Below are 18,035 nucleotides of genomic sequence, written 5' to 3'. Positions count from 1 at the left end.
GTAATCGTGCAAAATAAAATTTAAGTTTCGTGTTTTAGGGACAAGGCAACAGGCACAAGGCAAAGAGTGTTAAAAAGTTTTTAACGACCACGGACATGCATTTTTCCCATAGCCCATCGCCGAAAGCCGATATCTGAAAGCTTAAAGCATAATCTTAAACTTTACTTTGCGTACTCACTTAATTAACGCCATTAATACACGTTAAAAGTCAATAAGCTCAAAGTTTTACGCATATTACTTGCCTAACTTTGAGCTTTCATTATTGCTTTATCTCCGTTAATCCTCAATTCCTTTGCCTTCCATAATTTTAGGAAGATATTTTTCAATCCTTGCGATGCGGGTTTTGGCTTGTTTGGCAGAGGAAAAATGTAACAAATATCCTCTTTGTCGACCCGGTGTAAGTTGTTCAAACGCTGTTTTGATAGCTTCATCACTGTCCAATAGTTCTTTGAACTCCTCAGGCATTGTAAATTCTGAAGTAGGTTTGTATTCCACTTTCAAGCCTTCTTTTTCTATTTCAATCGCCTCCAAAATATACGCTTTAATTAAGGCACGATTTTGAGTGATTTCTTCCAGATGAACAAATCTGAGTTGGCGTCTATCTTGAACATTTTCGGTTTGTTGAATCAACAGTTTAGCTGGGTCTTTCATCAAAACACCTTTGAAAAATAACAAAGCACAGTAATCCTTAAAGCTGTGAATCAAGACGATATTGTTGCTTTGATACGTATAACAAGGATGCATCCATTTGATTTCTTCCTCTAAGTCGCACTCCAAAACAATTTCTCGGAGTGTTTCCATTTCTAACTGCCATTTTTGGTCTTTCTCAAAAAAACGATCTGCTTTCATTTTAAATAGGATTTTATTAAGAGGAAAAATGTATGATTACTCAAAAATATCCTTATTTTTGGGTAATTAAAAATAATCGAAATGAACTTATTATTCTCTGCCAATACACCTCCACCAGTTGCCTGATCGGCTAAACAACTGGATGTCGATTTACTCTCACAAAATTTGTGAGAGCTGTTTTTTATATCCATTCACAAACAAGGTTGTTTAGCCATTTATATCAATTTGGTTTTACTGAAAATTTTATAACAACCTTTTAATGAAAAACTTACCGTATATTTTGATGGTACTTCTAGGCGGAGTACTCTACGGCATGATGTCGTCTTTTGTCAAATTATTTTATACATTTGGATACAATGCTGCCGAATTATCGTTTGGTCAAGCACTTGGATCTGCCTTCGTATTAGCGCCCACGATTCTATTGATTAAAGAGAAAAATTCTTTTTCACTAAATAGAAAAGGGGTAATCTCTCTACTATTGACAGGTGCAGCAATCGGGATGTCTAATTTTTTGTATTATCAATCCGTTAGCTATATCCCAGCCTCGCTTGCCATTGTAATTTTAATGCAATTTACATGGATAAGCTTGCTGTTAGATTGGCTGTTTTATCGTGTTCGACCACGCAAAATAGAGCTTCTGACTGTACTATTAATTTTGATTGGAACAGTACTCGCAAGTGGTATTTTCGAACAAGAAATTCAGTCTTTTTCTTGGATAGGTGTTGCTTTCGCGCTTGCTACATCGTTTACCTATGCTAGTTATATCGTTGCCAACAGTCGTATCAAAAATGAGACTGCATGGCAAGTAAAAAGTACCTTGATTATGACAGGTTCGGCAATTTGTATTTTTTTCGTCAATGCAAAAACCATTGTGTCAAGTCAGCATTTTGATGTGAATTATGGGTACATGATTTTGTTTTTGAGTGTGCTCGGTACGACGATACCAACGGTTTTGTTTGTGAAAAGTATTCCTAAAATTGGCGCAGGCATCAGCTCTATTTTGATGACCATCGAACTACCTATTGCCGTAATTTGTGCGCATTGGGTACTTGGAGAGTCGCTGAGCAAGATTCAATTACTCGGTATTTTGAAGATGCTAGGAGCTATTGTTTGGATGAATTATGTGAAGTCTAAAAAACAATCAGCTTAATAATTTCCTGCTGACATACGGCTGTCATACTGCTGTCGTAGCTTTGTGACAGTCGTACATATAAATGATCTATAGCTATGCAAGAAATAGAAACTTTTTACCCTAAAAATATAGCAGAATGGCGAGATTGGCTTGAACAGCATCATCAATCTCATCAGTCTATTTGGGTTGTATTTTATAAAAAATCATCTGGAGAACCTACCATTACTTGGTCAGAAGCGGTAGATATGGCGTTATGCTTTGGTTGGATTGATAGTAAAAAAGTGTCAGTGGATGCGGTGCAATCTATTCAATTTTTTAGCAAACGAAAGGCAAAAAGTACTTGGTCGAAAATTAACAAAGATAAAATTGAAAAATTGATAGAGTCTGACTTGATGTTTCCTGCTGGATTAGAGTCGATTAGGATTGCGAAGGAAAATGGTTCTTGGACGGTGTTAGATGACGTTGAAGCATTGGTTATTCCATCAGATTTTATGGAAAGCCTACAATCGGAAGAAGGCTTGTCTGAAAAATTTGAAAGTCTCAGTAAATCTGCAAAAAAGGAAATACTGTATAAATTGTTATCAGCCAAGCGACCCGAAACTCGTCAGAAGCGTATAGAAGAAATTGTTGCGCTATTGCAGAAAGGTAAATGAGGAAAAACAAAATTTATTCACTCTTCGTCAGAATCCTTCAATCGACAAGTTATTTTCGATTCAATACCTCAAAATTGAATAAACCCACTATTTTTGTTGATTACATATTTCAAACTGCATCAATAAAGAACCCCAATGATGAATCACATGACGAAAAAATCTTTGCTTATTTGTAGTATTTCTGCCTTTCTATTTGTTCAATGTCGAACAAGTAAAGTAGTTGAGGTGGCGGAGATTAAGGAACAAAATTGTATTTCTTGCTTTCAACCTGAATTGGTAAATAGTAAAGCTACTTGCGAAACTTCTGCGATTGTTTTTGATGGTACCAAAATTTTGATTGCCAACGATAAAGATATGCCAGACGGTCGCACCTCTGTTTTTGCCATCCTAAGCAATACGATCACGACAGATACTTCTAAAATTGTATATCTCAAAAATCCAATATTCAAAGCCGCTAAGAAATACGAAGACTTTGCCATAACCCCAAATCAAAGCTTGATATTTTTATCTACTGGTTTTGACAGAGTAAAAGATAATAGCCCAGAATGGGACGGTTTTAATACTATTTTATATTGGGAAAAAGGGCAGGACGAATCGCCAAAAGTACTTTCAGAAGACGGAAAGGCTACGAGCTCTGTGGCTTTGAGAAAGCAAATTTCGAAAGTATTAGCCAACGAAAAATTCCCAGAAGGAGTGCCATATTTCAAAATCGAGGGTTTTGCAGCTACTAACACTCACTTATATTTAGGTGTAAGAGAGATTGGTGAAAGTTTTCAAAATCCGATTTATGTGGTTAAAGTGATTGAAGTGCCATATACCTTCAAAAGTGGTGTGGTTTCTTTGTCTGGAGAGATGAAGGTAATTGCTGATTTTCAACCTGATAAGCAAGTGGTGGGTGATGTAAAATTAGGACTTTCAAGCATCGAATACGATAGATTTAACAAACGTTTTGTGATATTAACCTCTTACGAAACACCAGAAAATGTAGGAGCATATCTTTGGACTGCCTCTTTGAATGACTTGAGAAGCAATAAGATTTCGATTGTTAAAACATCAAACGGAGAGCCTCTAAAGCTCACTACCAAAGCAGAGGATGTGACAATCGTTGATAAATCAACCCTGTATTTAATCAATGATGATGACCGTTTGAAAACAAAAGTAAACGGACAAACACGTCAACTGAATCAAGCTTTTTATCAGGTGATAAGTTTGAAATAGATGATTTTATTGAGTGGCTGAGTGATTTAGCGAATTAGTGATTTTTAAAATTACATATTTTAGTAGAGACGCAATGCTTTGCGTCTAATTGTCATTCGTTTTCATCAAAAAAGCGGTCGGAAAATAACTTTCGACCGCTTTTTTGATGAAAAGTTTGTCAATAAATCTAATTCCAAAAGCTAGTATTTGAAACTATTTATTTTTTTTTGCTTTCACAGGTTTGCCGCTACCAGCCCAAAGTAATCCTCCCCAGATATGGTTCATTGGGATTTCGTCTGAGAAAGTTTCGTGTGTATGTCCCCAGTTGGTATAGAAAGCACGACCGCCATCGTATAAATGATACCAAGCCATTGGGTGAAAATCGCCCATTGTACCTTCTTGATACGACTTTTCATCAACCGTCAATAACACTTTTACCTCTTTGTTGAACTGTTTGAAGTTATAAAACTCATCTTTGCGTTCGAAGCTTGCAGGAAGTTTTTCGGTTGAAGGATGTTTGGCATCAGTTACGGTAAATTTACCCATTTGAACGTTTGAAACGTGTTTGCCAGGGTGACCATCGAAGTATCCACCAACCATTTTGCCGTACCATGCCCAATCGTATTCCGTATCAGAAGCCGCGTGAATACCTACAAAACCACCACCTGCTTGAATATAATGTTCAAATGCAGTTTGTTGTTGTGCGTCCAATACATCTCCAGTGGTATTATTAAATACCACAACCTTGTATTGTTTGAGATTGTCTTCATTAAAAAGACTTGCATTTTGAGTGGTGTCTACTGAGAAACCATACTTTTTGCCAAGCTCAAACATCGCAGAAATACCATAAGGAATAGAACTGTGGCGGAAGCCTGCTGTTTTTGAGAAAACCAAAATTTTCTTGCCTTTCAAAGGGTTTGCTTCTTGTGCAGTCATATTAAAAATGACTCCAGCAACAAGCATTAATGCAAAACATACTTTTTTCATGTTTAAATCAATTGGGATAAGTTGAAAAATTGAGTGCCAAAATATAGGTAAATCAGGGAAAACCTATCCTTTTTTCATCTAAAAAGCCTCTCCACTGAAAAGGAGAAGCTTTTTAGACTATACTCAAAAATAGTTTTGAAAGCCTATTTCTTTTTCAAAAACTTATCGAAAAAGTTGGCTGTGGCTTTGTAGGCACTTAACCAATTTTGATACAAAAGAAAACTATGCACTTCGTCTGGAAAAATGAGTTGTTCCATATACACATCATTTTTTCGCAAAGCTTCAGCAATGGTTACGGTTTCCGAAAAAGGAACATTACGGTCGTCGTCGCCATGAATTAGTAAAACTGGAGACTTCCAAGAGTTGATATATGGCATTGGCGAAGATTGATACGCCACTTTAGCCCATTCTGCTCGTTTGTTTGCATCATAATTCGGAATAAAGTTTTTCACCACCACATTCCAATCATGAACACCATGAATATCCACACCAGCAGCAAATAAATCCGATGCTTTGGCTAAACCTAATGCTGTGAGATAGCCACCGTAAGAGCCTCCCCAAAGACCAATTTTAGCACCATCAATATCCTCTCGAGATTTTAGGAATAAACCTGCACCTACTACATCATTATATTCCGAAGCGCCAGTTGCCCCATAGTTTTCAGCTTCTCTGAACTCCATGCCATAACCAATACCCGAACGATAGTTTACAGAAAGCACTATATATCCCTGACTGACCAAATATTGATTTAAGGAGTAGGCTTTGTGATAATATTCTCCATAATTGAACCCTAGCAACATTTGTCTTCTGGAACCTCCGTGAAAGAAGATCGCTGCGGGGTGTTTTTCACCTGCTTTATGATTTTTGGGCAAAAACAGTTGGGCAGGAATTTGCATACCATCAGTGGCAGTAATCATAACGGCTTGTGGAGTCACTAACTGATTACTTGGAAAATCATTTGGAATAAATTCAGGGGCAATATCTTTAATTTTCCCATCCGTTGCAACTACACTTGGGCGAGCGGGAACTTTGGCATCGGAGCGAAGAATCGCTAACTGTCCATCCGAGGTTTGTACAGGTGACCATTCAATTCCTTGTCCAGTCGTAATTTGCTTTGGGGTTCCAGACGCTGTAACTGACCAAATATGTCGGCGGTCAATATCACCCATATTAGAGTTGTAAATGACTGTCTTTTTATCATTTGACAAAAAAGCATATTCCACTTCGCCTTTGTCTGGTGTAAGCAATTTGGCATTTCCTCCATTAGCGCTCACACTGTAAAGATGATGCCAACCATCCCCTTCGTAAGGAAAAATAATCATATTGTCAGAAGTCCAAAATAGGTGATTGTCCGCCACAAGTCCACCAGCAAAGAAGTTACTTCCAACTCCTTTTTGAGCTTTCCAAATCTCTTTTGCTTGTCCAGTCATTAAGTCCACAACTCGAATAGACCAAGGAAGACTTGCTCTTTCTGGGCCGAATATCAGTGCATCTTTGGTAAAAGGAACTCTGATAAAGGCAATAGATTTTCCATCGGGAGACCAAGTTGGGTCAATATCGCCATCTACTCCAGGGTCGATGTACTTGATTTGTTGTGTAACCATATCACAAACCCCAATAAAATTATGGTCACCACGACTACTCACAAAGGCAATTTTGTTACCATCGGGAGACCATCGGATAGAACCTTGCGAACCACGTGAATGGAATAGTTTTTTCGGTGAAATGTTGGCACTATCCAGATTCAATGTCCAAATCTGCCCTCCAGCGATATACGCAAGTGTATTGCCATTGGGAGATACCTTAGGATAAGCACCATTAACAACCTTCTTAAGATTTTTTCCATCTAAATCAATCTTAAAAATCGCTCGCTCTACAGTGCCTTGGACTTCGGCAGGATTGGGAATTTCACCAGCGCTGTTATTGGCTCTTCCTCGAATAAATAGTAAAGATTTACCATTGGGTAAAAAAGTAATACTATTGATTTCTTGACCATTATCACCTTCGTAATTGGTAAGCTTTCGGGGTTTAAAATCGGGTGCTTCTGCAAGAAAAATGTTACGTGAGCCAGTTTGGTTAAAGACCCAAGCAATTTGATTTTTGACAGGAGACGCTTTTAGTTCAGTAGGAAAAGCACTGCTAAGTACTTGTTCCAATGAAAATTGTGCAAAAATAGGACTGACCAATAATAGGCCAAGGAAGGTAAGTAAGACTTTTTTCATGAAATTGAATAGATATGAGTTGATGACTATTCAAGATACGAAAAAGGTGGAAGAAAAACTAAGAAAGGAGGGGGGATGGGGGCAACTGAAAATGATTTTGACTTATAACTTGAGCAGTAATCTATTAGTACAAAATTAATCTTGAAATTATTTAAACCTTGATTCCAATTAGTGGGTGAATTTATTCACCCATGATGAGAAAGTTTAAAGAGCACTCTTATCAATTATACAATATAGATATGCCCGCGTATCAGGATTTTTCCAGAAGCCAATCTTTTCATCAGCTCCGTAGGAGCGAAAGTTTGGTAATAGGGATTATCTCTCTGACCTGTAAAAGGAGCGCCGTAGGTGCGACAGACTTCACGATTGTTGGGTTTCTGTCGCACCTACGGCGCTCAAAAATGGTTTTTCTCAATGATTACTGCTACCAAACTGTCGCTCCTACGGAGCTTTTACAAGAATACTAAACGATTTTGTAGTAATGAGTTATGCGATTACAGCAAGTAAATCGATTGTTGTATCACAGATTTCGAGAGTTTCAGTCATGTCGATCAAATTACATTTTATTTTTACCTTCACTCGACAATCGCCATATCAACAAAGCCACACCCAATATCACAAATGGCAAACTTAAGAGTTGTCCCATGTTTAAGGACATTTTGTTTTCAAATGCAACCTGATTTTCCTTAAAGAACTCTAAAAAGAATCTAGCAGTAAATACCAACATAAGAAATAAGCCAAACATCACTCCAGACTTGCGGAGGAGTTCAGTTTTTTGATAAATAATCCACAAAAAAAGAAAGATACACAGGTAAGTGACAGCCTCATATAATTGTGTTGGGTGACGAGGTATTGTATCATCTTGTAAAAATATAAACCCCCAAGTTCCATTTGTAGGAATACCGTAAATTTCGGAATTCATTAGGTTTCCTAATCTGATAAAAGTGCCTGCTATTGGCGCCGCAATGGCGACTCTATCAAGTACTTGCAATAAAGGAGTTTTAGATTTGATGCAGTAAAAAATGATTGAGAGTAAAACCCCAATAGTACCACCATGGCTAGCCAAACCTTGAAAACCAATGTAGTGATAAGCGCCATCAATTTTCTTAAACGGCAGTATAATTTCCAATGGATGATTTAGGTAGTATTCTGGTTCATAGAACAGGCAATGACCTAATCTTGCCCCCAAGACGGTGCCAAGAACAATATAAATCAGGAGCGTATCTAATTCTTCTATCGATTTACCCTCATGTCGATATATTTTTTTGACTATTAAGAAGGCAATGGTTATCCCAAGTGCAAATAATATTCCATAATACTTGATTGGGAATGTAGGTGTCAACATAAAAATGACAGGGTCGATATTCCAATTAATGATAGGAGGCATGCTATAGGTATAGGTTAAATTTATAATTCTGTAATATTTCACAAGTTACTTTATTACTTTATCTTGAACAAGGCTTCATGCTGTCAAATTAATCCAAAACAGTAGACTTGCACTTGCGAAAAAACCAAATACCACTCAGAGAATCAGCTATTATTCACTAACTTTGCAAATTGAAGTAAAATTACCGAATCTCACCCTTGTTATGGATTCGAAAATATAGGATTGAAATGAAAAGGAAAATTGAAATTCTTGCGCCTGCCAAAAACCTTTATCAAGGTATGGCTGCGGTCAACGCTGGCGCAGACGCAGTATATATGGGAGCGCACCAATTTGGCGCACGTTCAAACGCCACCAACTCGGTGGAGGACGTGGCTGAAATGGTGAAATATGCCCACTTGTTCAAGGCTAAAGTCTTTGTGGTAATCAACACTATTTTGTATGATAATGAGTTAGAAGCTTGTCGTAAATTGATTTATGAATTGTACGATATTGGCGTCGATGCCTTGATTATTCAAGATATGGCTATCATGGAAATGGATTTGCCACCTATCGTTATCCATGCGAGTACGCAGGCAAACAACCGTGATGCCAATCATGTGAAGTTTTTGGCAGATGCAGGGATGAAGCGTGTGGTATTAGCCCGTGAGCTTAACCTCGATCAAATCCAAGAAATTCATAAGGCTACAGATGTTGAATTAGAGTTTTTTGTGGCTGGAGCACTTTGTGTATCATTTAGTGGTAACTGTTACATGAGCGTAGCCAATGGCGAACGTAGTGCCAATCGTGGTTCTTGTGCTCAAAACTGCCGTTTGCCTTACCGTTTGGAAGACGGAACAGGTAAAACCTTGATTGAAAACAGTCACTTATTGTCTATCAAAGATTTGGATTTGAGTGATCAATTACCAAATCTGATTGAAGCAGGTATTTCATCCTTCAAAATTGAAGGACGTTTGAAGGATATTGTTTATGTAAAAAATAATACCTCTTTCCTACGTAAAAAGTTGGATGCTTTCTTAGAAGAAAATGCTGATAGATTTGAAAAAGCTTCTTCTGGTAGAACTTTCTATAACTTCGAACCAGAAATGGATAGAAGCTTCAACCGTGGATATACAGATTATTTCTTGAATAAAAGAAAAGAAAAAATTGGTTCATGGGAAAGTCCAAAATCGAAAGGTCAGTATATCGGAAAAGTACTTGAAATTAAAGCAAACGGTTATATCATTGAGAATTACGAGAAGTTGAATAATGGTGATGGTTTGTATTTCCAAAATGAAGCTGGAGAAGCTGATGGGGCTCAAATCAACATTATTTTTAACAATATTGTTATTCCAAATACTTTCAAACCATTGGCGATTGGTACTGAGATTTACAGAAACTCAGATGCTGAATTCAATAAAATGGTGGAAAAAGAAAACAGTGCTGTTCGTAAAATTGGTTTAAAATTGGAGTTTACCGAAACAGAAACGGGCTTTCAACTATTGGCTATCGACGAAGACGGTCACCAGTCGGTAGGAACGATTGAAGTAGCTAAAGAATTGGCGAAAAGTCAAGATTCGGTGATTCCAAACATTAAAAAGAACTTAGCCAAAACAGGGAATACACCATTTATTGTTGACGAATTGGAAGTAGAGTTTTCAGAAAACTGGTTCTTGCCGATTTCGAAAGTAAACGAAATCAGAAGAGAGGTGTTAGAGCGTTTGGTTGATATTCGTGTGAATGAATATCATAGAGAAGAGCATAAATTAGAAAAAACAACGCATCCTTATCCAGTTGAAAAGCTAGATTTTATGTACAATGTTTCGAATAAAATGGCAAGAACATTTTATCAAAGACATGGCGTTACCGAAATCGAAAAAGCCTTTGAATTGCAATGGGACCCAGGCAAATCTCGTGTAATGACCACTAAGTATTGCGTAAAATATGAGCTAGGAAAATGTGCGAGATACCAACGCCAAACCATGGGCGAAAAATTGGTAGAACCATTAACCCTAAAACACGGCGAAGTAGAATACAAATTGAAATTCAACTGTAAACCATGCGAAATGGAAATTTGGGAAAAAGACGCCGAACTCGAATACGAAGATGAAGACGAACAATTAGGCTATATTGCTAAGTGGTAGAGCATCATTTATTGAGTTGTAGAGACGCAATATTTTGCGTCTAAAGATGAGTCTTAAAGCATCAAAAAAGCTGTCGGAAAATATTTTCTGACAGCTTTTTTGATAAATATTCAATTCAAAATTGAGGGATGCCTATGATTGAGTTAGTTTAGTCCTCAAAGAATGCGTTTTAGAACCAATTCTTCTACTATCAAAATCCTCTTAATTTGCAAGATATCAGCTAGTAACAACCACACAGATGTTATTTCTTTTGTTTTTTTAAATTGAAATAGACAATTGTAAACGCAACACCGATGTAGGTATAAGGTATTTTGTAATTTTCAAGAGTCTGAGAAAAAGTGTAGCCTTTAAAGAGGTTAAAACCTGCCCCAATAAACCAGTCAATTAATACAATTACTAAAAATGTTAAAATTGAATTTGTGTAGAGCTCTTTTTGTTTAAAAATGTTCATTTTTCTGTTTTTATTTAGTTTTTAACGACAATTATTATTACAGTGGGGATTATATTTTTCAAAAGGATTTTAGAAAAATAAGATAAACAACAGCTACTGGTGTTATATACAGTGTTGTTTTGCTCCATAACCTCTGATTCTCGTGGGGCAACCGTCAGCCAAGCATTTGCACAAATGTTAAATAATATTACCATTGTTGAATTTTGCACATATAGCCCAAGTAATGCCAAACATAATGTTAGCTGTAGTTTTCAACAATTCTCTTTTATATAATTCTCAAGAGTATTGATGATCGCTTCTAGTTTTAAATCAAATTTTCCTTTTGACATTTGTATTAAAGCAATAGTGTTTGTGTCGTCATTCCAATTTTGAGGAAATTTGGTCGTTGCCTTAATTTCATAAATAATTCCTTGTCCTTTTTCTCTATTTCCCTCAAACATCGGGTCAGTAATAAAGCACAAGTAGAGACAGATAGCTGAGTTAAATCTATATTGAATCTTCCAATTCTCGTCATCCCACCACTCTTCGCTAAACCCTATTTCTACTATGTTCCAATTTTTGCTAAGTAATGCTTGTTCGATTTGATATTTGTATGACATCCTATTATAAAAAACTATTTAGTTCTTAACCTGCCATACGAATATGGTTTGACAAAACTGCCAGTAAAGAATATATTTTCACAATATAATCAAATTTTTTAAGCGTCTCTCTAGCCAATACAGCGAACACCAAAGGTTTAGATTTTATTAACCTAAGTCAATATTATAGCTAAATCAAATAAAAGGTATCTGAATGTTACCTTGCTAATGATGACGTCTAAGTTTAATTAGAAATCTTTTTTATTGATTATTGCTGTTTTTCTGCAACATGAATATCCCATTATTTTCGCTCCTTAAGTTTTTCCCAAAGCAAATTTTTACTAGTTGAAAAACCTGTCTCATTATCCTCTGACACAATAACCCATAGTTTGGACTTTTTCTCCTCTTCGGTTCTTAGGTCTTGGTATTCATAATGACCAAGTTCGTCTTGCTCTCCTGTTAAGATTATTTTGTCGGTATTTATCCAGTTGATGACTTGTTCGATACAATATTCTAATTCAGGCGAAAAACTATTCAAAAGCGCTGTTTGTTGTTCGGATGTTAGCTCATTCCAAGTTTCTGCAATTGTGTTATTTACTCTTGGAACTTCAACAGCCAGTCCGATCCCTAGTCCTAAATCTTGAAGGAAGTTATAACCGTAACAATATAATTCATAAAACTCCATTAAGATATAGGGGAGTCGTTCAGTCTTTTGCTTCGCTTCATTTAAAAGCTCAAGCATTTTGTATTTCTCAAATTCTTGAAGACCGATATAGTTTTTAAGAAATTTCCAAAGTTCATATTTCGCTCCGCCTTCCCTAAAGTTTATAGCAATCAATTCAAAGTAGCTTTCCGAGTTGAGCAATCTTTCAAGCTCTTTGTCGGAATACAACCATTGTTCAAATTCTCGAAGTGAAAGATCGCCTTTGATTGTCTTAAAAAATTGTTCTTTTATATTTTGAGGTAACGTTGTCATTGTGAGGTTTTGGAACTAAACCCTTTATTTTTATTGTGTCAGTATGCGGTTTCCGTCAATGAATAGGGCTTGTGGCAAGTGGGGGGCAGCGCATCGAAGTTCAAATGTATTACAATAGTTCATTAGAATATCAAATCTTCAATTTAGCACTTCTGCCCTTGTTTTGGCAAACTCATGTTTGAGAATCAAGTTGTATAAATAAACTGTCGTAAAGTCTATCGTACTCGTTATAAGCATATTTTTTTGTTTGGTCGCAATTACAAAATTTCTTATCAAAAGAAACTGGAATTGCGATTTCGGTAAACCATTTGTAAAAATTATTTGTATTCGCAATATCTGCATTACTTATTGCATAAGTAGCAAATAATATACTGTCGTGAAGGATTGACTTTACTGAATGAAAAAGTGTCCTCGAAGCTCCACTTGTGTCGGTGTAAGTGCAGTCAAATTTTGGTGATTTAATTTCAATATTATATTTTTCAAGATTATCCTTTTTCAAAGATTTTTGCAAATACTGTCGCATTGCAAAAAGAGCGGGTCTAAGTTCTTCATCTTTGCAATTAAATTCCCAACTTGGAATTACTCTTTGACAAGTGTTGTAAAGTATAAAGTCTAATATTTCTCTGTCAAATGAATGTATTTTGTCTAAAAATTGAAAAAGGGGTAATGATTTCACGTAGTCAATATCCATGTTGTCGTCTGCATCCCAAATTTCTAATTTTTCTAAAGCAGAGTATATTTCTGTTGTCATATCAAGTGTTTTTCATATATGAAGTAGTCTCGCAAAATTGTCACCAACGATTATATAACCACAATATAATTAAATTTTGTTGCGTGTATTCATGTATAAGTGAAGGTTTTAATTTAATTAACCAAAGTCAATATCATTGGGAAAACATACCAAAGCTCTAAAAACAAAAAAAGCAGGCGAAAACCTGCTCTTCTAAATATCTTTAAGTCGAATGATAATCCCATAAAAGAAACCACAGTAGCGGTTCGTTATGTATTTATTGTTTGGCTTTTAGCCATTACGAAGGCGATGTTATTGGTGGTAATTGTAATTTTTTAGTTACAGTTTTTGAATATGAAACTACCTTTTTTACCATTAATTTTTATGTACAGATTATCACTTATTTTTTCGATTCGAAATTTTTGGTTATTTAACAATGATATTCCTATCTCTTGAATAGGGAATTCAGGCAAATGTTCAACCTCTAAATACTCAATGGTAATATCACCATTTGTAAACTTATTTTTAATTCTTTTACAATTATTTAGTTTTGCAAATTTTCGTAAGTTCTCAATTAATTTCTTGTCTGCAAATAGTTTAATATATCTTACGCTTTCAAACTGTCTTGGGTATTTTTTCCCGTTAGATAAAATACTATTATATTCTTTGAATGACAAGGACTGTCCAATTTGCTTTTTTGTAAACCCCAAATTCTGTAAGTATCCGGATTGGTATTCCAATATTGTCAATTCATTTTTTGAATTTTTGAAGCTTAGTGTTTTATACCAAGGAATTGGCAAACTGTCTAAAATTGTTTCAGTGGTGGAGGTATCAATAGTAAACTTGAGAAACTTTGATTTTCTTATTATTTCATCAAGCATATTAATTTTTCTTGTTTTAAACTCAATGCCCCAGTCGCCAAATTTATCGCCTATATGATTAGCCTTTTGGGGTTGAAAAAATTCGATAGTTGAAGACTCGCCAATCAAATATTTGCCGACGTAAGAATCTGTATTTGTTTCTTGTTGCATCTCCCTACAAAAAAACAAAGTGTCTTTAAGATATTTGCTTTGGTATAATTGCTTGTATGATATACTGTCAATACAAATAAAAAGTGTATTGAAATCTGTTTGTGGAATTGATTTTATCTGTCCAAAGCATACGGACTCTAAAAAAAATAGACTTAAAAATATGTACTGTTTCATATACAACTTCTATTAACGATTATATAACCACAATATAATCAAATTTTGTTGCGTATATACAATAAACGTGGCGTATAAGTGAAGGTTTAGATTTTATTAACCAAAGTAATATTATTGGTAAAACATACTAAAGGGATACAATAAAAAAAAGCAGGCAAAACCTGCTTCTCCAATATGCACTATTTTGCTGAAAGCCCACCGCCGAAAGCTCACAACCCAAATCCCACTGCTACTTCCTTGGCATTTGCTTGATATTGTAGGTTAAAGTCATCATAAAATATCTTGGCAAAAGATTCCCTCTGTTGTAAGTAAGCGTATTTTGAGAGGCAATCAGACGGACAATATTACTGTTTTGATTCAAAATATCATAGGCGCTCAACTTGATGGTGGCTCTTTGGTCTTTCATAAAATTGTAATTAATCGCTGCATTCCATCGTACCGTTGTTTTGTTTGCGCCTGTTAGGTTACTGTTGTATAGGTAAATTACATTGTTTTCGAGAATCAGATTTTTGGTCCAACGGATTACTAAGTTTGTATTGAAATTATGCAGGGTTGCTTTCAAACCTGTAAAGTTTGGACTGGAATAGCTGGTAAAGTTAAAGTCTGGCGAATAAGAGTTATTCCACTCGATTTTGTCTTTATAATAGAAATTTATTCCGTACCAATTCGAGAGCTGATTGGTCGTTTGCCAACTTGTATCAGCATTAAAAATCATTTTACTTCTGTTGATACTATAATATCCTCCAGCTGATAAGGTTAGTTTATTCTTTTCTCCCAGTTTAAAATCCTTGTTGATATTCAAATTCATATACAAATTTCGAGTCCCATCAGCATTCACAGGGGAGGAGGTTTGAATACCTTGTTTATCTATCGTAATATTTTGGATAATATCATTGTCTCTTTGCTGGAAAGACGAATACCACCAAATATTGATGTTTTTGGTTTGGTTATTATAATTATAGCTCAACATCCATTCGGCAGTGGAGGTAGGCAATAGGCGTGGATTCCCTTTGGCTACATAGTAAGGGTTTGAGTTATCGAATACAGGCAATAGATAAGAGTAAGATGGTAAGTTATACGATTTATTATAGGTCAACGTGAGATTATCGAAAGTGATATTGAGGTTGGGATTCAACTTCTGAATATTTCTTTCAATTCCTTCTGTTTCTGCGGAAGTATGCAATTTAGACCGAAGAAGGGTTTCATCAATCCCTGCAATTAAGGTGAGCTTTTTATATTGAAAAGCCAATTTCTGAGCAAAAAATACTTCATGTTGTTGACGCTCGAATGTTCCGCTCAATAATGGATTTAAGACACTGTAAGAATCTCCCAACGGTGATGAATACCATAAATTAGTCGTGTTTTTGACTTGCGTAAAACTGTATCTATTAGTAAAACGCAGTGTGAAATACTTATGGATAGGTTCGTAAAAACTAATTGAAAAACTGCCAAATGTTTGAGGTACTCGTACTTGTCTGAGTTGATTTTGTAAACTGTCATATCTGCTCGGATAGTAATAATTAAGAGTCGAGTTGGTCATGTTATCGCTCGTATTGTTTCCAAGATTGAGGCTTTGTACGATTGACATGAGTCTTTTGCTATTGGTTTTACCTGTTCGCAACAAGTAAAAAGTATGGTTGTAATTGACATTATTCGTGGCATTAGATTGATTAATTGCCCCCATACTTTGCGAACCCAAATAGTTATTTTCACTCGAAATCAACACATTAGGAGCCTCTCTAACCAGTCCTGCGGTATACCCAGCATTGAAGTTGAGCGTGGTTACAGAATCTGTTTTTATCTTGAAACCACCCCCGACACTATGACCGTAGTTTTTGGTGAGAACATTTGTTTGGCGGTGATTGCTTATAATAGTGTCTCCATTATAAAGTTCTGCTAATCTATCTGTACTAATACGGTTACGGACTTCTCCGAAATAATATTGCAGATAAAATGACTTCTTATTACTAGGAGCATGGTTGATATTAAACCCTCCGCCATTGCTTGTGGCGATACCGAAATTGGTGTTTCCCCCAAAATTTACGCCGTTGATATCCACCATACTACCATTCATGCCGTTGTTGATGCGCGTAGAGCTTGAAGTCCGATTGGAGTTGCTTCGTCTCAAACCCCCATTATTCATCAATTCGCTATAACTAAAACCTGGTCGGTTGAGGTTGTTGCTATACCCCAAAACGCTCACTTGTAGGGTATCTCTGAAAATGTTCATAATTCCCCCTAGTTCATATACGTCTTGCGTGCCTCCTCCAGCATAGACTTTTCCGAAGGCACTTTTCTTATAACCTTTTTTCAAAGTAATATTGATCACCTTACCTACATTGCTAGTATTATTATCGCCATTTAGTAGCGCTTGTTCTTTATCATCGACAGCCTGAATCTTGTCAATGGCATTGGCAGGAAGGTTACGAGTGGCCATTTTAGGGTCATCGCCAAAAAATGATTTTCCATCAACTAAAATTTTGTTGACAGGTTTTCCATTCATGGTGATGTTTCCGTCTGCATCTACGCGTACGCCAGGAAGTTTTTTCAATAAATCCTCCACCAAGGCGTTGGGCAAAGTTTTAAATGAATTGGCATTGAACTCAATCGTATCGTTTTTGACAGTAATAGGAGGGCGCTCGGCTGTTACAATTACCTCATCAAGACTTTTACTGGTCATCTGCATCTTGATTACGTCTAATTTGACTGAAGGATTTTGAGACGTCAACGTAAAACTTTGTCGATAGGCTTCATTCCCGACATAGGTTGCCAAAAGGCGTAAGGGAACGTTGATGGGTAGGTTCGAAAACTTAAATTCGCCCGATTCATTACTAATACGATAGGAAACAATAGAGGTGTCTTTTGCCAAAAACACCGTGAGCGTTGCCATTGCTAATGGCTTTTGATCTGAGCCAACTATTTTACCTTGAATAGAACCTGTTTGTGCCAAGGATGCCACAGCGCATAAAAATGAGAGAAGTAGAGGTATGATTTTTTTCATAAAATAAATGATGCTTGATGAATAGATTTGATACAATGACACATCAAATGGTTACATGTTGCATCTGGTGGCGTATTTATGAATAGAATGTTAAGTGCAGATAAAATATTTGAACGAATTGGATCGAAAATTTTGAAAAAAATAGGCTGTTATTTTGAATTTTTGAGGGGGGGGCTTTTTTCGGGTAATGCATAAATAGACTTTGTATGAAAGGAGTAGGTTATGGGGCTTTCATGCAAAATAAATCTATATTTTTTATTTATTCTCTAAAACTGGCTTTTCAAACAAATAGTTTGCTATTGTGTTATTGAAAATGGGGGATAAAACTTCTACTTTCATCCAATGGATTCAAAATGGGCTTTTAAAAAATTGGATAAGGTCAAAAACTTTTATATCTTTTCAAGGATAACCATAATTCAAGCTAAATTTGCTTTAATAGTCCTTAAATCCTTATTTTAAAATCCAAATCAAAGTCCGCCAAGTACATTTTTTTTGAGCCTAAAATTGTAGCCAAGCTTATTTAACGGTTCGGAAAGTTGTGTTATTC

The 18,035-nt window shown here is 35.9% G+C and carries 14 protein-coding genes; 5 read left to right on the top strand and 9 right to left on the bottom strand.

Annotated features, from left to right (window positions below; all coding sequences use genetic code 11):
• Window positions 1-276: 276 nt before the first annotated feature.
• The gene (locus QM524_RS22440; protein ID WP_283346331.1) at window positions 277-849 is read right to left on the bottom strand and encodes a YdeI/OmpD-associated family protein; all 573 of its coding nucleotides are present in this window, start codon (window positions 847-849) and stop codon (window positions 277-279) included.
• A gap of 259 nt (window positions 850-1,108) precedes the next feature.
• Between QM524_RS22440 and QM524_RS22435 the strand changes: the two genes are divergently transcribed.
• The 3 genes from QM524_RS22435 to QM524_RS22425 all read left to right on the top strand — a co-directional run bounded on the left by QM524_RS22435 (window position 1,109) and on the right by QM524_RS22425 (window position 3,852).
• On the top strand, window positions 1,109-1,999 hold the full coding sequence (locus tag QM524_RS22435) for an EamA family transporter (RefSeq protein ID WP_283346330.1): 891 nt from the start codon (window positions 1,109-1,111) through the stop codon (window positions 1,997-1,999).
• A 77-nt stretch (window positions 2,000-2,076) separates the two neighbouring features.
• Complete coding sequence (locus QM524_RS22430; RefSeq protein WP_283346329.1) at window positions 2,077-2,634, top strand: YdeI/OmpD-associated family protein; 558 nt, start codon at window positions 2,077-2,079, stop codon at window positions 2,632-2,634.
• Window positions 2,635-2,781: 147 nt separating this feature from the next.
• A complete protein-coding gene (locus QM524_RS22425; protein ID WP_283346328.1) occupies window positions 2,782-3,852 on the top strand; it encodes a hypothetical protein in 1,071 nt (356 codons plus the stop codon).
• A 192-nt stretch (window positions 3,853-4,044) separates the two neighbouring features.
• On the opposite strand, the gene QM524_RS22420 is transcribed toward QM524_RS22425, so the two are convergent.
• Window positions 4,045-4,818: a ThuA domain-containing protein gene (locus QM524_RS22420; protein ID WP_283346327.1), complete on the bottom strand. Its 774-nt coding sequence runs from the start codon at window positions 4,816-4,818 to the stop codon at window positions 4,045-4,047.
• 143 nt (window positions 4,819-4,961) lie between these two features.
• Entirely contained in the window at window positions 4,962-7,040 is a 2,079-nt protein-coding gene (locus QM524_RS22415) for a S9 family peptidase (protein WP_283346326.1), read from the bottom strand.
• On the opposite strand from QM524_RS22415, the gene QM524_RS22410 reads away from it, so the two are divergent.
• Window positions 7,039-7,179: a hypothetical protein gene (locus tag QM524_RS22410; protein ID WP_283346325.1), complete on the top strand. Its 141-nt coding sequence runs from the start codon at window positions 7,039-7,041 to the stop codon at window positions 7,177-7,179. The genes QM524_RS22415 and QM524_RS22410 overlap by 2 nt on opposite strands.
• Before the next feature lie 417 nt (window positions 7,180-7,596).
• Here the strand turns inward: QM524_RS22410 and lgt are convergent, their stop codons facing one another.
• Window positions 7,597-8,427 carry a prolipoprotein diacylglyceryl transferase gene (lgt, locus tag QM524_RS22405; RefSeq protein WP_283346324.1) on the bottom strand — a complete coding sequence of 277 codons (831 nt, stop codon included), beginning with the start codon at window positions 8,425-8,427 and terminating at the stop codon, window positions 7,597-7,599.
• A gap of 227 nt (window positions 8,428-8,654) precedes the next feature.
• On the opposite strand from lgt, the gene QM524_RS22400 reads away from it, so the two are divergent.
• Window positions 8,655-10,547 carry a peptidase U32 family protein gene (locus tag QM524_RS22400; protein ID WP_283346323.1) on the top strand — a complete coding sequence of 631 codons (1,893 nt, stop codon included), beginning with the start codon at window positions 8,655-8,657 and terminating at the stop codon, window positions 10,545-10,547.
• Between the two features lie 702 nt (window positions 10,548-11,249).
• On the opposite strand, the gene QM524_RS22395 is transcribed toward QM524_RS22400, so the two are convergent.
• The 5 genes from QM524_RS22395 to QM524_RS22375 all read right to left on the bottom strand — a co-directional run bounded on the left by QM524_RS22395 (window position 11,250) and on the right by QM524_RS22375 (window position 17,488).
• A complete protein-coding gene (locus QM524_RS22395) occupies window positions 11,250-11,597 on the bottom strand; it encodes a hypothetical protein (RefSeq protein ID WP_283346322.1) in 348 nt (115 codons plus the stop codon).
• A gap of 280 nt (window positions 11,598-11,877) precedes the next feature.
• A complete protein-coding gene (locus tag QM524_RS22390; protein ID WP_283346321.1) occupies window positions 11,878-12,552 on the bottom strand; it encodes a hypothetical protein in 675 nt (224 codons plus the stop codon).
• A gap of 172 nt (window positions 12,553-12,724) precedes the next feature.
• Window positions 12,725-13,303, bottom strand: coding sequence for a hypothetical protein (locus tag QM524_RS22385; protein WP_283346320.1), 579 nt, complete (start codon window positions 13,301-13,303; stop codon window positions 12,725-12,727).
• A 314-nt stretch (window positions 13,304-13,617) separates the two neighbouring features.
• The gene (locus QM524_RS22380) at window positions 13,618-14,487 is read right to left on the bottom strand and encodes a DUF5829 family protein (RefSeq protein ID WP_283346319.1); all 870 of its coding nucleotides are present in this window, start codon (window positions 14,485-14,487) and stop codon (window positions 13,618-13,620) included.
• Window positions 14,488-14,716: 229 nt separating this feature from the next.
• Window positions 14,717-17,488, bottom strand: coding sequence for an outer membrane beta-barrel protein (locus QM524_RS22375; RefSeq protein WP_283346318.1), 2,772 nt, complete (start codon window positions 17,486-17,488; stop codon window positions 14,717-14,719).
• Window positions 17,489-18,035 lie beyond the last annotated feature (547 nt).

It is taken from the genome of Flectobacillus roseus (assembly GCF_030056595.1).
Classification (GTDB): domain Bacteria; phylum Bacteroidota; class Bacteroidia; order Cytophagales; family Spirosomataceae; genus Flectobacillus; species Flectobacillus roseus.
Note: the sequence above shows the minus strand (reverse complement) of the source record. Positions and strands in the feature narration are given on the sequence as shown.

Bases quoted from the DNA above. Each gene is read 5' to 3' on its own strand.
- QM524_RS22410 (WP_283346325.1), top strand. From the start codon at position 7,039: ATGAAATTGAATAGATATGAGTTGATGACTATTCAAGATACGAAAAAG.
- QM524_RS22425 (WP_283346328.1), top strand. From the start codon at position 2,782: ATGACGAAAAAATCTTTGCTTATTTGTAGTATTTCTGCCTTTCTATTT.
- QM524_RS22440 (WP_283346331.1), bottom strand. From the start codon at position 849: ATGAAAGCAGATCGTTTTTTTGAGAAAGACCAAAAATGGCAGTTAGAA.
- QM524_RS22395 (WP_283346322.1), bottom strand. From the start codon at position 11,597: ATGTCATACAAATATCAAATCGAACAAGCATTACTTAGCAAAAATTGG.
- QM524_RS22435 (WP_283346330.1), top strand. From the start codon at position 1,109: ATGAAAAACTTACCGTATATTTTGATGGTACTTCTAGGCGGAGTACTC.
- QM524_RS22400 (WP_283346323.1), top strand. From the start codon at position 8,655: ATGAAAAGGAAAATTGAAATTCTTGCGCCTGCCAAAAACCTTTATCAA.
- QM524_RS22385 (WP_283346320.1), bottom strand. From the start codon at position 13,303: ATGACAACAGAAATATACTCTGCTTTAGAAAAATTAGAAATTTGGGAT.
- QM524_RS22420 (WP_283346327.1), bottom strand. From the start codon at position 4,818: ATGAAAAAAGTATGTTTTGCATTAATGCTTGTTGCTGGAGTCATTTTT.
- lgt (WP_283346324.1), bottom strand. From the start codon at position 8,427: ATGCCTCCTATCATTAATTGGAATATCGACCCTGTCATTTTTATGTTG.
- QM524_RS22380 (WP_283346319.1), bottom strand. From the start codon at position 14,487: ATGAAACAGTACATATTTTTAAGTCTATTTTTTTTAGAGTCCGTATGC.
- QM524_RS22390 (WP_283346321.1), bottom strand. From the start codon at position 12,552: ATGACAACGTTACCTCAAAATATAAAAGAACAATTTTTTAAGACAATC.
- QM524_RS22415 (WP_283346326.1), bottom strand. From the start codon at position 7,040: ATGAAAAAAGTCTTACTTACCTTCCTTGGCCTATTATTGGTCAGTCCT.
- QM524_RS22430 (WP_283346329.1), top strand. From the start codon at position 2,077: ATGCAAGAAATAGAAACTTTTTACCCTAAAAATATAGCAGAATGGCGA.
- QM524_RS22375 (WP_283346318.1), bottom strand. From the start codon at position 17,488: ATGAAAAAAATCATACCTCTACTTCTCTCATTTTTATGCGCTGTGGCA.